Source organism: Bacillus sp. CHD6a (assembly GCF_001293645.1).
In the GTDB taxonomy this organism is placed as follows: domain Bacteria; phylum Bacillota; class Bacilli; order Bacillales; family Bacillaceae_I; genus Sutcliffiella_A.
On sequence record NZ_LBMD01000029.1, the window covers coordinates 14,457 to 29,096 of the forward strand.

Sequence of the window (14,640 nt, forward strand, 5' to 3'; positions counted from 1 at the left end):
AATCTCTGAAAAGCACTGCACGTCATAAAAAAGGCCCTTATTAATGGATATCATTAGTAAGGGTCTTCTTTACAATAGGTATTGGAAAACCACTTATAAGCAAGGTGTTGCTCCTTGTGCAACACCTCCTTTAATACTAAGCTGATTTTACCGCTTCATCAAATTCTTATATATTCTCTTGTTTCAACCCATCAATAATGTTTTCTTTTCTAATTTTAGAGGTGGAATATAGCATGGCCGAGCTGACAATGATGAAAATAGCTGCTATCACAAACAGAATATCCAGCCACGGCAGGCTAAAACCATATTCAAAGGTAACATTGACGGAGCGATGCAATACATACATAACACCTATACTAATTGGCAATCCAATTAGGAGAGAATTGACTCCATAAAAGATGCTTTCGTAATGAATCATTTTGTTAAAACCTTTCGGGGTCATTCCGACAGACTTTAGCATCGCAAATTCCCTTTTTCGCAAGGAGATACCGGTAGAAATGGTATTAAAGATATTGGCGATAGAGATTAAGGAAATCAAGGCGATGAATCCATAGGTGAATACCGATAGGAACATAATCATTTGTTGATCACGCTCTCTGCTTTGCACCGCGTTATGGATATACATGGAAGTAGGGACGACTTCCTCCAACGTTTCTTGCATCTCCATTGGATCACTGCTATTCATATACAGATAGGATTGGACTTGATTTGCCCCACCCTCATTAAGAATACTATTGAACGTTTCCATGGGGACAATGACATCCAGACCGCCAAGACTTGCCGTTTTGATTCCCATTACGAGTTTGTCGGTAAGTGCACCGATTTCCACTTCTGAAAGAGTTGTGTTTTCATTTGTATCATAGTCGCTTAATAGTAGCTCTATCGTATCACCTGGTTTTGTTTGAATGGATTCCGTTTCCACAAACTTAGACGCTTGGGAATTTTCGTAATCCTGATAGGAAATCGTATCAATAATAATAGCCTTCGGGTTTTTAGGGTCCTGATAAGTTGCAGCATCCGTTCCGACTCTATCTGCATACTTTTGAAAGCTGCTTTCACTTAAGCCATATAAATTGATGTAATAGGGGTATTTTCCGTCTTGGAGAGCCCAATGGTCCTTTTCTATACGTTCTACTAATAATGGGGGAAACATCTCTTTATCTATGAAACTCGTCAGCTGGACAGACTTATGGAGACTATGTTCCGTGATACCTTCTAGGTGTACCAACGACTCCAAACTGGAAATGTCTCCGCTTCTATCTGAAACTAAAATATCAAAGTCGATGCCCTCCTGCGACAATTCCAACGACTTGCTCAAATTATCTGTAAAAAACGAAACGGATAAAAAGAGAACGATACTGATAACAAGTGAAAACAATGTGGCATAATACCTTTTCTTATTCCTTTTTACATTTTTCAGTCCGATTTCCGCTTCCAAGCCGAATAATTTTCTGGTCAGCTTGGATGTCTTCACCGCTTTACCCGTTAGCTTGATATCCTGTGTCTGGCGGATTGCATCAATGGCCGAAACTTTGGATGCTTTACGGGCGGGCATGTAGGTGGAAATGAATATGGTGGTGATTGAAATCAAGCAAGCAACTAGAACAGAAGCAAGCGTGACAACTACTTCGAGCTTTGCACTTGTTCCCAATGCATCCGCTATATAAGTGTTGATGAACATAAAGGTAATGGCTATCCCACCAAGTCCCGCTAAGACTCCAATGGGGATACTAATCAACCCAATGACGGTACCTTCAAAGAAGACCGAATTACGCTTTTGCTTCTTGGTTGCCCCAACACTTGAAAGCATACCCAAATGCCTTGCCCGTTCCGAGACGCTGATTGCAAAAGCATTATATATCAAAGAAACAGAACCAATCACAATGACAGCCATGATGATACCTGCCAAAGAATACAAGGTCGTTTGGAGATTATCGTTATTGGAGACTCCATAATATCGGAGCAGTTCCTCATTGAAACCTATCCCACCAATATCATGTTGTTGTGCCAGTTCTTTCGCTTGTTTAAAAATAGAGCGGTTTAACTCTTTTACCACCACAACGGCATCAACATCTACCGCTGAATTCAGATTTTCCTGATCGATATAGTTAATCACTGTATATCCGGGTGCCCACGGTTCTTCCCAAGAAGGCCTTTCCATTGTTCCAACAACAGTGAACGTTTCTGTTGAATGGAGTTCCAAGTTTTCAAGATAACCCTCTTCCCCTTTTTGAACAGAATAGTTCTGCAGCAAAGGTTCCTGTTCACCTTCCATCATACGATTTCCAATTTCAACATTTATGACAGCACCGATTTTGTAGTTAATTCCTGTGTCTTTCGCAATATGATCAGACACGACTACTTCATTTGCCGCTTCAGGCAGACGTCCACTCGTTAATGTAATGGGAAATTGCTCCAGACCTTCTCGATTGTATCCTTTAAAAAAGAGATAAGGCTTATTGCTTCCCTCATTCCCTTCCAACATTGCATAACCGATATCGCTGGAAAGAATCAATGTTTCCGTATTTCCATCTTCTTTGATCGCTTTTATTTGATCACCGGTGACGTTTTTATATTGAACATGCCACTCTCCGTTGTCTGCAATAGATTCCCTTTTCAAAAGATCGAGAAAGGAAACTCCAAGCGTCGCAACAGCCATCACCATCGCAACAGAAATGATGACGCCAATAATGGTCACCAACGTCCTTCTCTTATTTTTCTTCAGATGCCTTAATGTCAGTTTATTAATGATGTTCATGGACGGATCACCTCGTCCTTGGCAACTTTTCCATCATTGATTTCAATGACACGGTCAGCCTGCAGGGCAATCCTTTCATCATGGGTAATGACGATAAGGGTCTGATTGTAGGTCTTATTGAACATTTTCAAAAGTTCCATGATTTCGCCGCTATTTTTGCTATCCAAGTTACCCGTCGGCTCATCTGCCAGAATGACCGCTGGATTACTGATAAGCGCCCTTCCTATCGATACACGCTGCTGTTGTCCGCCAGAAAGTTGATTAGGCAAGTGATTCAAACGATGGTCCAATCCAAGGATGGATGCAATATTATTGAATTGCTTTTGATCCACTTTGTGTTCATCCAATAGTAACGGCAGTGTCATATTCTCTTCTACTGTCAAAATCGGGATCAAATTATAAAACTGATAGATTAACCCGATTTGCCTGCGTCTGAAAATTGCCAGCTGTGTTTCATTCAATTGATAAATATCCGTGTTATCTACCAGCACCTTGCCACTTGACGGTCTGTCCACACCACCCAGTAAATGAAGAAGCGTGGATTTACCAGATCCGGATGGACCGATGATCGCGACAAATTCTCCTTTTCTAACTGAAAATGATACATCATCCAATGCTTTGACCGCCGTATCTCCCTTACCATAAACCTTAGACAGATTTTCTATTTGTAAAATGCTCATCGCATTCGCCTCCATATGTAAAATGTATCTTAACTATATCTGCCTAAGATGACTATAAAGTGACTACCATGGTGACAGTTTAGTCACTTAAGGGGATAGATTCATGTCCCACAGGACGAATCTATCCCCTTGTGTCGAAGCCACTGAAAAACTGATAACGTAAAGTTTTTTATGATTCCTAGCTGTTGATTGGAGCAAAAGGCGAAGACTCCTGAGGGGGATAGCGGTAGCTTGAGACCCCTCAAGCGTTGGAGGCCACTGAAAAACTGATAACGTAAAGTTTTTATTGATTCCTAGCTGTTGATTGGAGCAAAAGGCGAAGACTCCTTAGGGGGATAAAGGTAGCTTGAGACCCCGCAGCGAAGCGAGGAGGCTCAAGCACCTTCCCTAGAAAAGCGAAGCCATTTGCGGAAATCAACAGCGGTGTTTATAAAAATACTAAAATAAAGACTTTTTCAGTGGCCTCCTTCTGTCAGGTGCGAACCTTGTTATAGAACTTGATATGAAACTCGGTTCCTTTTCCTATTTCACTTCTAACCTCAATATCCCCCTGCTGGCTTGTGATGATGGTGTATGCCATGGCAAGCCCGATTCCCACGCTATCTTCTCCAGCATTTTTCCCTTTATAAAAACGCCTGAAGATATAAGGGAGATCTTCCTTTAGGATTCCATTCCCATTATCTTCTACCTTAATTTCTGTATAGAGGGGGTTTTCTGAAAACGAAATGGATACCTTGCCTCCTACTGAAGTATGTTCCACACAGTTTTTTAAAATATTGATCAACGCCTCTGCCGTCCAATGTTTGTCTCCTGTAAACGTGACAGACTCATCCCCTCGCACCAATAAAGTCTGCTCCTTAATATCCATTGGAATCAACACCGACTGCAAAGCCCTTTCTATAAGCGTGCGAACGGAAACTTTGTCTTTTTTAAAGATGACCGTCCCGGCATCAATTTTGGATAATTTTAAAAGGGAAGAAACAAGCCACTCCATTCTTTCCAATTGCACACGGATATTTTGGGTGAATTCAGCACGCTTTAATTCATCCAGTTTATGATCGCTGAGCAAATCAGCCATGACCATCATGGAGGTAAGCGGCGTTTTCAATTGATGCGAAATATCGGAAATCGCATTCGTTAATTTGACTTTATCCTGTTCCAAAAAGGTGCGCTGCTCAGAAAGCATAAGGGTAACTTTATAAATATCACTTTTTAAAATACTCAGTTCGCCCTCATGATTGTCACGGACATCCAATTTATAATTGCCATTACTGATCTGCCGTAAGTACCCTGAGAGGGATTCAATTTCCTTATATCTCCACCTCGTGAAAACCAAACTACAACCAATAAGCAGCACAGTGGTTATGAGAACAAGTATTACGGAAGATATGGTAAAAAATATGGTTGCTGTTACGCTGACTACTGCGCAGATCAAGATCATGGTGATTATGTATAGTTGGATTTCTCTGTTTCTCCACATCTCAGCGACCTGCCTTATAGCCCATGCCACGCACGGTACGAATGATTACAGGGCTTTGAGGGTTGTCCTCCAACTTTTCCCGCAATCGCTTAATATACACGGTGAGTGTGTTGTCATTGACAAAGTCACCTGCCACATCCCATATCCGGTCAAGCAGCTGAGCTCTGGTCAACACCTGCCCAATATGGTTGGCGAAAATCATCAACAGCCGGTATTCCAATGCGGTCAGCAGCACCTCTTCCCCATTTTTGAATACTTTTCCTTCCAACGTATTAATGCGGATATTCTCGATCTCTATGTAGGTTTTGGCTTGCTCCGGCTGCTTATGATATCGTCGTAAGACCGACTTAATACGCGAAAGCAGCTCACGGACACGGAACGGTTTCGTAATATAATCGTCCGCTCCCATATCAAGCCCCATCACCACATTGACCTCATCATCAAAAGCGGTAAGAAAAATCACCGGCTTGTCCTCACGCTTTTTCACCTGTTGGCAAAGATCATACCCGCTTCCATCAGGTAAAGACAAATCAAATAAACATAGATCTATCTCTTCAAGTCTAGTAGCGATCGCCGCCTCTGCCGATTTGATATCATGACAAAGAATGGTCTCATATCCTTCCTGTCGAAGTGAATACTCCAAACCCGCAGCAATCGTCCTATCGTCCTCTACCAATAACACTCTCATCTTTGAACACCCTAACCAAAAGCCTTTTCTTTTATCATATTTTATCTCTTCCTTCGCGTCAAAAACGTCATTTACACAAGGCACTACCATTCTCCCGAAGCATGGCAAGTGAATACAAATTTAAAGGTGATGCATAATTGCACCACCTTGTTCATTACTTTTCATCCAGTCCATAACGAGCCGCCATTTTTGCTTTGAATTCCTTTACCAGCCTTCTACAATAAAACAACTCTCTACATGTTTTAGTCTGATTTATTTGTTGTTTGATGTAATAGTATTCCTCTAACTCTTGCTTAGTTAATTTGCAGCCACGCTCCCGATAGGGGATGATGTCTCCCATTTGGATCACCTCTGAACCAATATATGCAGTAGAAGTGATGAGAGTGAGGTTTTGAGGAAGCACCTAGCTATCCCATAAAACATTTTCCTACTATACTATGCAAAAATAGTCGATATAAATCGATACAATTTCAAGGGCGATATCCTAACAAAAAAAATCAGCTTAATCGAACGTTTGTTTAAAAATTACTATTCAGTTAAGCACTACTCTACATCCTCTATCTCGACCTCTAAGTTATACGCTTCCGCCAATTCCGTAAACAAAACCTCGTGTTCTTCATATATTTCACCATATTCTTCGTAGAGAAGATCTCCTTTTTCCAACAAGCTTTCGTCTCCGTTATAATATCCTTCTGCAAAAATGGAGTAGGTTTCTAACAGTTTTTTATGCGCCTCAATCAACTTATCTTGTGATGGTTGCAACTCCTCCATTGTAATAACAATGGCCTCTGTATCTTCTACCACTTTTTCAAGCGCCGGAATAGTCGTTTCAACTAAATATGTATATGCACTTTCTAAATCCTCTTCCATAAACACAAATTCATCAGCTGCAATTTCCACATCCACAGCAGCTTCAATGACTGGATTGCTATCCTCAATATAGACAATTAGTTCGTCTTGCGCATCAACATGCTCTGTTATCGTATCTACTATTTCGCCACAAGCAGTCAGCACACTTCCTATGGTCATTAAGCTAACCACTAATAATGCTCTTCTTACTATTTTCATATTTCCATCTCCTTCCTTTATTATTTTAGCAGGGAATTAGAAGTAGTTATAGACTTTATTCCATTATATTGAATTGGAAAATGCAGGAGGACCGGATGAAGACCTCACCACCTCCGTTTCCACCTCAGAGATGTCCTCCTATCCTCTAAGCAAGCCCCTTCTTCTATGACTCTACAAAACCAAAAACTTCTCTAACTTCCTTTTCTAGTTCACCAATCAACTTAAATCCATCTTTCTTTGGAGTTAACGCCTTCACAATGTTTGAGTAGTACCAATGTTGCTTGTCTTTTCCACGATTAAACCGCCCCCAAATGATATCCCCATGCTCTTCCATGTCCGACCGAATGGAGCGTAAATTGTGCAGCTTATCTGCAACAATGACTTGCACTTCTTCCATGGATGCATCTTTTAACTCATCAATGGTGTGCTGTTTTCTTTCTTCCCATGATAGACTTTTGTCATTTTCAGAAGCAGCCACGACTAAATCTGCTACACGACCACCGAACTCTTTAACCAGACCATCATAAGTGGCATCCGTATCTTCGAGTGTGTCGTGCAAAAGTCCAGCAGCTACCACTTCTTCAGAACAACCTGCACCTTGCAACATCATTCCCACCGCAAAAGGGTGCGTGATATAGGGTATCTCCGTCCCTTTTCTTGTCTGGTTCTTATGTGCTGATGCAGCGAAGATAATAGCTTTCTCTACTACATTCATATTTTACACTCCCCTTTAGTTGTTATTTGAATATACCTTTCGAAAATAGTCGATATTTCTCGAACTAGTTTTAAGCCTTTTCTTACAATAAAAAAATTCCATTTAATCATACGTTTGTTTAAAAATTACTATTCAAACTGCATTCAGTTCTTACTGCTCTTCTCTTAAGTTTATACGGAATTATTTAAAAAAGACACATGAAATCCAAAAGATTCCATGTGCCTCATTAATGACCCTATAATACACGCATGAAAAATGTCCAATTAACAATAATAGGAATGTGCTTTTAAATGTTGAAAGGAGTAGAAGGAATGAAAAAATTATTGTTTGTGCTCTTCATGTTACCATTTCTTGTGAACATGCTACCTGGGTCCATCAGTGCCAATGCCAATAAACAGGAAGCTTGCATTAGTCAGTCTGAGGTAGCGTTCAAAAATCAATTCAGAAGACTTTGGATTGATCATGTATTGTGGACAAGTAATTATATTTCAAGCGCCACCACTCCAGGAGCTGAGGATCAAAAACAGGTGCTAACCAGACTCTTGAAAAATCAAGAGGATATTGGAAACTCGGTGAAGCCGGTATACGGAGAGGAAGCAGGAAACAAGCTAACGGAGTTGCTTAAGGAGCATATTGTTATTGCTGGAAAAATCGTAGATGCCGCTAAAAATGGGGACAAAAACTTGGTGAATCAGCTAAACAAGGAATGGTACAGAAATGCGGATGATATAGCGGCGTTCCTTAGTGAAGCCATTCCGAACTTATCCAATGAAGATTTAAAAGAAGCTATGTATATGCATTTGGAGTTGGTAGCCGATGACTTAACAGCAAGCTTAAATAAAGACTGGGATGCCAGAATCGTTGCCATTGATGAAGGGGTCACGCACATCATCCTCATGGCAGATGCGATATCTGGTGGTGTGGTGAAACAGTTTCCCGAGAAGTTTAAATAACCGTTCTGAGCAACAGGTAAGATTTGAAAGATTCCTTTTTTAGTAAAAGCTACTCCTAGGGATTGAAGCCACTGAAAAAGAGCTTGATTTTGAAATTTTACTTAACACCGCTGGTGATTTTCGCAAATGGCTTCGCTTTCCTAGGGGCGGTGCTTGAGCCTCCTCTCAAACGCTGAGACCACTGAAAAAGACCTTGATTTTAAAATTTTATTAAACACCGCTGTTGATTTCCGCAAATGGCTTCGCTTTCCTAGGGAAGGTGCTTGAGCCTCCTCGCTATTCGCTGCGGGGTCTCAAGCTACCTTTATCTCCCTCAGGAGTCTTCGCCTTCTGCTACAATCAACAGCTAGGAATCAATAAAAACTTTAGGTTATCAGTTTTTCAGTGGCCTCCAAACGCTTGAGGGGTCTCAAGCTACCGCTATCTCCCTTAGGAGTCTTCGCCTTTTGCTACAATCACCAGCTAGGAATTGAAAAAAACTTTACGTTATCAGTTTTTCAGTGGCTTCGAGGGATTGGAGTAGCTTTTTACACCCTGTGGAACTAACTCTCTTTATTGTTGACCATCATTCTGTATTTTTTCAACTCACTTACAACCACTTCTCTCATTCTCTCCTCTACTATCTTACTCGCGATGCTTTGGTAATTCGTAACGACAATGACGCATTTTCCTTCTTCATGAGCCAGCTTTTGAAGTAAGGCGATGATACTTTTAGCTGTGTCTTCATCCAAGTTACCTGTGGACTCGTCCGCCACGATTAGTACAGCGCTACTCTCACACGACTCCTTCCCTTCCATGTAAAAAAAATGTCGCAATTTTGTATCTTTTTTCCTATATCTAAGTTAGGATGGGAGTAAGAAGGAAGGCAGGTGATACCGATGACGCATACACATAGCTTGGTTTACGAAACAATGGAAGAAGCGGCAGATGAAATTTTGGCGTTGATTAGTAAATTTGTAGATGTGAACACTTTTTTCATTGCAAAGAATGATAAAAAGGATGTCAACATTAAACATGCCTTCAATCGTAATGATGTGGTGCTTCCCTCAGGGTTTGAAACGTTATACAGGGATTCCTATTGACAGTTTATTGTAAAAAGTGGTCGGGAACCACTTATCATTGAAGATTTGAACTTATCTCACCTAACTAAAGACATGGAAGTTACCAAAAGTCTTGGGGGCGGATCGCTAATCGGTGTTCCCATTTACTATAAGGATGGGGAGAATTATGGTACCTTGTGTGGGATGGATTTGCGTCCCTTCCATTTTACAGAAAATCACAAGGATTTATTTAAAGCCATGGCCAAATTGCTTGGAAACGTATTGGATTTAGAAAAGAAAAATTCACAAATACAAATGCTCTCGGTGCCTCTAGTCCCAATATTTGATGATATGGCTGTCCTTCCTCTTATCGGCGAGGTGGATTCGGAACGTACGTCCAGGGTCATCGAACACACTTTGGCTGAAGCGGCAAAAGGAGAATTAGAGCACATTATCATCGATTTATCCGGACTCGCTCGCATCGATTCGAAAAGCGTCGAAAACTTAATGCTTATCTCCAACTCTCTTAAACTTGTAGGAGTCCGCGTTATCTTTACCGGAATTCGACCAGATCTTGCTAAAAAAGTGAACCAATTAGTAAATACCTTCAAAGACATTTCATTTAAATCAACACTTAAACAAGCTATCCAGTCAATTAGAAAAGGCTCTTAAATGGTTATTTCATAGTCATAAGAAACAAATAAAAGGCTTTATATGCTATATCATGGCATATAAAGCCTTTTCTATTGTTAATGAAAAACGAACTGTTTGTATTTTGATATAGAATGCGGAAATAGTCGATGTTTATCGATTCCATATAAACCGCTTAGGGACAATGGAAAATAATGAATGGTACAAACGTTTGTTTAAAAATAGTTATATAGAATAAATTTTAATCTCCCAACTTTATGATGAAGTGTATACAATCTTCTATCTGTATAGAATGAACAAAGCTTGTTTATCCTAAACGTTAAGGAGGTGTTTATATGGCACAGGATGTATTATGTGAAGTAAGCAGTTGTGTTCACAACATTAATGCTCAAAACAAATGTGGCGCAACTCAAATCTATGTTGTAAACAACAAAGAACGTAACGCTTCAAACAGCGAAGAAACAGATTGCAAAACATTCGAACCTGCTGGACTCTAACTTTTATACAAAGCGGCAATCATGACGGTGATTGTCGCTTTTCTATTTTTAGTATTGATAATAATTATCATTATTATTCGTCCTTTACCAAACATCTTTACTAGATAGGAAAAAGATAGAAAAACTATATTTTATATAAAAATCGCATGAATCTCTTAATCAAACCCCTAAAATACGAACATTTATTATTTACATAACCAAAAAGTTCGCTTATAATCATAGTTGTGTTTAATTATATATTTAATTTCATTCGTATATTCTTAGAGATATGGTCTAAGAGTTTCTACTAGGAGCCGTAAAATCCTAACTACGAGTGGGTGGATTCCTCTGCCCATTTTTAGTCTGGATCTTTTTGTTGTGTAAAAACCGAACATTACTATGAAAATTAATCTTTTAGGGGTGTGTCTCATGGAAAATGTATTTGATTATGAAGATATTCAGTTAGTTCCAAATAAATGTGTAGTAAACAGCCGTTCTGAGTGTGATACAACGGTAACACTCGCTGCCCGTCATTTTAAGCTTCCTGTCGTGCCAGCCAATATGCAAACAATCATTGATGAAAAGATTGCCCTTTATCTTGCTGAAAACAATTACTTTTACATCATGCACCGCTTTGAGCCACAAAAGCGTCAGGCATTCATTGAGAACATGCATGCAAAAGGTCTTTACGCTTCCATTAGTGTTGGGGTGAAAGAAGAAGAATATTCATTCGTTGAAGAGCTTGCTGGGGCGGGACTTACTCCTGAATTCATTACAATCGACATTGCCCACGGGCACTCCAATGCTGTCATCAATATGATCCAGCATATCAAAAAACACTTACCAGAGAGTTTCGTTATTGCTGGTAACGTTGGTACGCCTGAAGCGGTACGTGAACTAGAGAATGCCGGCGCAGATGCAACTAAGGTAGGAATCGGTCCTGGTAAAGTATGTATCACGAAAATTAAAACAGGTTTCGGTACTGGTGGCTGGCAGTTGGCAGCACTTCGTTTATGTGCAAAAGCAGCAAGCAAACCAATAATCGCTGATGGCGGAATCCGTACTCACGGTGACATCGCGAAATCCGTACGTTTCGGTGCTACGATGGTCATGATCGGCTCCCTTTTTGCCGGTCATGAAGAATCACCAGGAGAAACCAGTGAGGTAAACGGAAAGCTAGTGAAAGAATACTTCGGCTCCGCTTCCGAATTCCAAAAAGGCGAAAAGAAAAACGTAGAAGGCAAAAAAATGTTCGTCGAGCATAAAGGTGCCTTACAAGATACCCTAACGGAAATGGAGCAAGATCTTCAGTCTTCTATCTCCTACGCTGGAGGAACGACTCTAGACGCCATCCGTCACGTAGATTATGTGATTGTGAAGAACTCTATTTTTAATGGGGATAAGGTTTATTAAGGTTTAGTGGAAAAAAACAGGACAGCATATTTAATCCAGAGGGGTTAGATATGCTGTTTTTTTAATTGGAATGAAATAGATCCGATTACATTTAAAGGGTACAGGGGAAAATAAAAAAAGGAAGGAGGGATACGAATGAATAATCAAGAACACGAACATCACGTTCATGATAACCATCCCCACAAGCATAGTCTTGCATGTGGTCATACAAAAATACGTCACAATGACCATATAGATTATGTCCATAATGGACACTTGCACCATGAACATAATGGCCACTGGGACGAATGTATTATCCCAGTAAGCGATAAGAATCCTGATACTTGCAACGAGATTACATGCGGATGTGATCACTCAGAAGATTGTGGCCATGAACTAGTGCCACATGGTGATCATATGGATTATTTAGTAAATGGACGATTACACCATGTACATGGAGACCACTGTGATGATCACGGACCTGTCGAGCTCGTAAGATAATCATTGTTGAAGCTTGAAGCAATAAAGCAGAGGGACAGTTCTCCGCTTCCACCCGATTTGGATGAAAGCGACTACCTGTCCCCCTGCTTTTTTATTTAAACCAGCCCTTCCACTTAAACCAAATAAACAAGCTAATCCCCATGACGACCATGACTCCAAGCGCGATAAAGTACCCGTATCTATAGGTTAGCTCAGGCATATATTGAAAGTTCATACCGTAAATACCTGCTATAAAAGTCAGTGGTGCAAAGATGGACGTGATGATGGTAAGGACCTTCATAACATTGTTGGCTTGATGTGAGTTCAAGGAAAGGTAATTATCCCGAATGTCCGCCGTCAATTCCCGGTTGGAGGTAACCATGTCAGAAAGTTTCAGGAGATGGTCATAAATATCCGCGAAGTACTCTTTCCTTTTCATAACCCCATCCAGGCGATGCGTATTGAGCATGCGGTACAGCAGATCCCGCATCGGGTTGATCGTATGTCGCAGGTCCAATAAGGAATACCTCGTATCAAACAGCTCATCCATCAGCTGATTCATCGATTTTTCTTGCGTGTTGTCCTCAATTTTGTCCAACTGATCCTCCAGCTTATATAGCAACGGAAAATAAGCATCCACAATGTCGTCTAGAATTTCATAGAACACATAATACTCATCCCAGCTTTCCACGTTTTTGGGTGGCTTGTCCAAGCTTATCCACACCGCATCCACCTCTTTAGAAGGCGCCTGATGAAAACTTACGACATAGTTTTCCCCTAAAAAGAAATTCACTTCCTCTTTATGAAGCTCGTCTTCCCTTTGTTGAATACTGTGCGTCACGAAAAACGTATGATCGTCATAATGGTCCAGCTTCGGCCGCTGCAATCTATGTATGCAATCCTCAATGGCCAATGGGTGGAAGTGGAACGTACTGTCTAAATGTTTTATTTCCTCTTCCGACGGTTGATTGAAGTCAACCCAGATCCATTTGTATGCATCCCTATCAAGGTTATTGATACTAATATCTTTGGTGATTTGATGATCTTTTGTCATTCCGGCAATTCTTATCATTTGGCTTCCCCTCACATTCGTATAGGGTTTTTATACCCAGTTTTGTGGGGTTTTAAAAGTAGCGTACTAAAATCAAACAGGCACTTAATGGGGTTATGGGTTATAGACTAGAGGGAAAGGAGTGTCAGCTATGCCTTGGCATCAGAAAATTCCTCACTTAATGAATCAGCCTATTGGCGTCTCGTTTTTAGATGGTACCGGAACTTCAGGGGTGTTATGTGGGACATCCAACGGAAAACTCTTAGTAATGGAGTATCTATACCATTCACAATTCGCTTTAAAGCAATATGATATGAATACGGTACAGAATATATATGGGTATCCGGGGTGTTCGGGTCAGCGGTTTTGGGGATATTAGAAACCCTTGGGGCGAAGCAAAGGGACGGTTCTCCTGCTCCTTTTAGAAATCGTAGGAAGCGTTAGAACAGTCCCCCTGCTTTTAAAAGTATAAGCAGTAAACTTCCCTAAGCCTCCCCTGCCTAAATAGTCATCTTCCAACTCGACTGCGCCAACCAATTTTCCTGCTCTTTATAATCAGGCGATATTTTTCCTACAAGTCGCCAGAAGGAGCGGTCGTGATTGAGATGAATCATATGGCACATTTCGTGTACTACCACATAATCGATTACTTTCATCGGAGCCATCGCCAACTTCCAATTGAAAGTTAACTGTAATTGGGAATCACAGGTTCCCCATGTAGTCTTACTATCAGATATACGGATAGAACGTGGTTTTACTTTAAAGTTACTTTGATAGGATCTTACACTCTTCTCCACTATAGCTTTGCATTGCTGGTAATAAAATCTCTTTAAAGCTTGTTTTATCCTTCCGTCCTCCACCTGTTTCACATATACATTTATATGTTTCTCATCAAACACGACATAATCTTGTCCAATCGTGGAATCTTGATAAACCTTTACAGGATAGGCGTTTCCTAAATAAAGAACCCTCTCCTCCTGACTGTATTCCTTCTCCTGCTGCGCAAGCAGTCTGTCCTTCATCTCCTTTGATTTTTCTTGAATCAGTTCCCACCTTTCCTCCAGCAATTGAATCACTTGCTCGTCCTGTGTACCTTTAGGAGCCTGGACTTCCACATTTCCATAAACGTCCATACGAATTGCAATGGATTTGCGATTTTTATATTTTATCTCAAAATGGATGGTTTCTCCTGAATATGTATGTATCAT

Annotated in this window: 16 protein-coding genes, 1 pseudogene and 1 riboswitch; of the genes and pseudogenes, 7 read left to right on the plus strand and 10 right to left on the minus strand. The window is 40.5% G+C overall.

Annotated features, from left to right (window positions below; all coding sequences use genetic code 11):
* Nucleotides 1-166: 166 nt before the first annotated feature.
* From AAV98_RS17135 to AAV98_RS17165, 7 genes are all read right to left on the minus strand, one after another.
* Entirely contained in the window at nucleotides 167-2,758 is a 2,592-nt protein-coding gene (locus AAV98_RS17135) for an ABC transporter permease (protein WP_060666754.1), read from the minus strand.
* Nucleotides 2,755-3,438 carry an ABC transporter ATP-binding protein gene (locus AAV98_RS17140; protein WP_060666755.1) on the minus strand — a complete coding sequence of 228 codons (684 nt, stop codon included), beginning with the start codon at nucleotides 3,436-3,438 and terminating at the stop codon, nucleotides 2,755-2,757. Before AAV98_RS17140 ends, AAV98_RS17135 begins: the two co-directional genes overlap by 4 nt.
* A 472-nt stretch (nucleotides 3,439-3,910) precedes the next feature.
* On the minus strand, nucleotides 3,911-4,918 hold the full coding sequence (locus AAV98_RS17145; protein ID WP_060666756.1) for a sensor histidine kinase: 1,008 nt from the start codon (nucleotides 4,916-4,918) through the stop codon (nucleotides 3,911-3,913).
* 1 nt (nucleotide 4,919) lies between these two features.
* On the minus strand, nucleotides 4,920-5,606 hold the full coding sequence (locus AAV98_RS17150) for a response regulator transcription factor (RefSeq protein ID WP_060666792.1): 687 nt from the start codon (nucleotides 5,604-5,606) through the stop codon (nucleotides 4,920-4,922).
* A gap of 154 nt (nucleotides 5,607-5,760) precedes the next feature.
* On the minus strand, nucleotides 5,761-6,009 hold the full coding sequence (locus tag AAV98_RS17155) for a hypothetical protein (protein ID WP_156317843.1): 249 nt from the start codon (nucleotides 6,007-6,009) through the stop codon (nucleotides 5,761-5,763).
* A 140-nt stretch (nucleotides 6,010-6,149) separates the two neighbouring features.
* Nucleotides 6,150-6,674 carry a hypothetical protein gene (locus tag AAV98_RS17160; RefSeq protein ID WP_060666758.1) on the minus strand — a complete coding sequence of 175 codons (525 nt, stop codon included), beginning with the start codon at nucleotides 6,672-6,674 and terminating at the stop codon, nucleotides 6,150-6,152.
* A gap of 163 nt (nucleotides 6,675-6,837) precedes the next feature.
* Nucleotides 6,838-7,389, minus strand: coding sequence for an HD domain-containing protein (locus AAV98_RS17165; RefSeq protein ID WP_060666759.1), 552 nt, complete (start codon nucleotides 7,387-7,389; stop codon nucleotides 6,838-6,840).
* Nucleotides 7,390-7,700: 311 nt separating this feature from the next.
* Between AAV98_RS17165 and AAV98_RS17170 the strand changes: the two genes are divergently transcribed.
* Entirely contained in the window at nucleotides 7,701-8,342 is a 642-nt protein-coding gene (locus tag AAV98_RS17170; protein WP_060666793.1) for a hypothetical protein, read from the plus strand.
* Between the two features lie 542 nt (nucleotides 8,343-8,884).
* Here the strand turns inward: AAV98_RS17170 and AAV98_RS20770 are convergent.
* Nucleotides 8,885-9,103, minus strand: a pseudogene (locus AAV98_RS20770) (ABC transporter ATP-binding protein); the annotation flags it as partial.
* A 117-nt stretch (nucleotides 9,104-9,220) separates the two neighbouring features.
* On the opposite strand from AAV98_RS20770, the gene AAV98_RS17180 reads away from it, so the two are divergent.
* From AAV98_RS17180 to AAV98_RS17195, 5 genes are all read left to right on the plus strand, one after another.
* A complete protein-coding gene (locus AAV98_RS17180; RefSeq protein ID WP_060666761.1) occupies nucleotides 9,221-9,424 on the plus strand; it encodes a hypothetical protein in 204 nt (67 codons plus the stop codon).
* A 33-nt stretch (nucleotides 9,425-9,457) separates the two neighbouring features.
* A complete protein-coding gene (locus AAV98_RS17185; RefSeq protein ID WP_331456876.1) occupies nucleotides 9,458-10,054 on the plus strand; it encodes an STAS domain-containing protein in 597 nt (198 codons plus the stop codon).
* Nucleotides 10,055-10,368: 314 nt separating this feature from the next.
* Complete coding sequence (locus tag AAV98_RS20075) at nucleotides 10,369-10,530, plus strand: DUF1540 domain-containing protein (RefSeq protein WP_082380942.1); 162 nt, start codon at nucleotides 10,369-10,371, stop codon at nucleotides 10,528-10,530.
* A 230-nt stretch (nucleotides 10,531-10,760) separates the two neighbouring features.
* Nucleotides 10,761-10,860: riboswitch (purine riboswitch) on the plus strand.
* A 78-nt stretch (nucleotides 10,861-10,938) separates the two neighbouring features.
* Complete coding sequence (gene guaC / locus AAV98_RS17190; RefSeq protein WP_060666763.1) at nucleotides 10,939-11,922, plus strand: GMP reductase; 984 nt, start codon at nucleotides 10,939-10,941, stop codon at nucleotides 11,920-11,922.
* A 135-nt stretch (nucleotides 11,923-12,057) separates the two neighbouring features.
* Nucleotides 12,058-12,402: a hypothetical protein gene (locus tag AAV98_RS17195; protein WP_060666764.1), complete on the plus strand. Its 345-nt coding sequence runs from the start codon at nucleotides 12,058-12,060 to the stop codon at nucleotides 12,400-12,402.
* Between the two features lie 91 nt (nucleotides 12,403-12,493).
* Here AAV98_RS17195 and corA read toward each other — a convergent pair whose 3' ends face one another.
* Nucleotides 12,494-13,453 carry a magnesium/cobalt transporter CorA gene (gene corA, locus AAV98_RS17200; RefSeq protein ID WP_060666765.1) on the minus strand — a complete coding sequence of 320 codons (960 nt, stop codon included), beginning with the start codon at nucleotides 13,451-13,453 and terminating at the stop codon, nucleotides 12,494-12,496.
* Nucleotides 13,454-13,583: 130 nt separating this feature from the next.
* On the opposite strand from corA, the gene AAV98_RS17205 reads away from it, so the two are divergent.
* Nucleotides 13,584-13,811: a hypothetical protein gene (locus tag AAV98_RS17205; protein ID WP_060666766.1), complete on the plus strand. Its 228-nt coding sequence runs from the start codon at nucleotides 13,584-13,586 to the stop codon at nucleotides 13,809-13,811.
* Between the two features lie 121 nt (nucleotides 13,812-13,932).
* Here the strand turns inward: AAV98_RS17205 and AAV98_RS17210 are convergent, their stop codons facing one another.
* Nucleotides 13,933-14,640 (minus strand): M48 family metallopeptidase, encoded by a 708-nt coding sequence (locus tag AAV98_RS17210; protein ID WP_060666767.1) that lies wholly within the window; start codon nucleotides 14,638-14,640, stop codon nucleotides 13,933-13,935.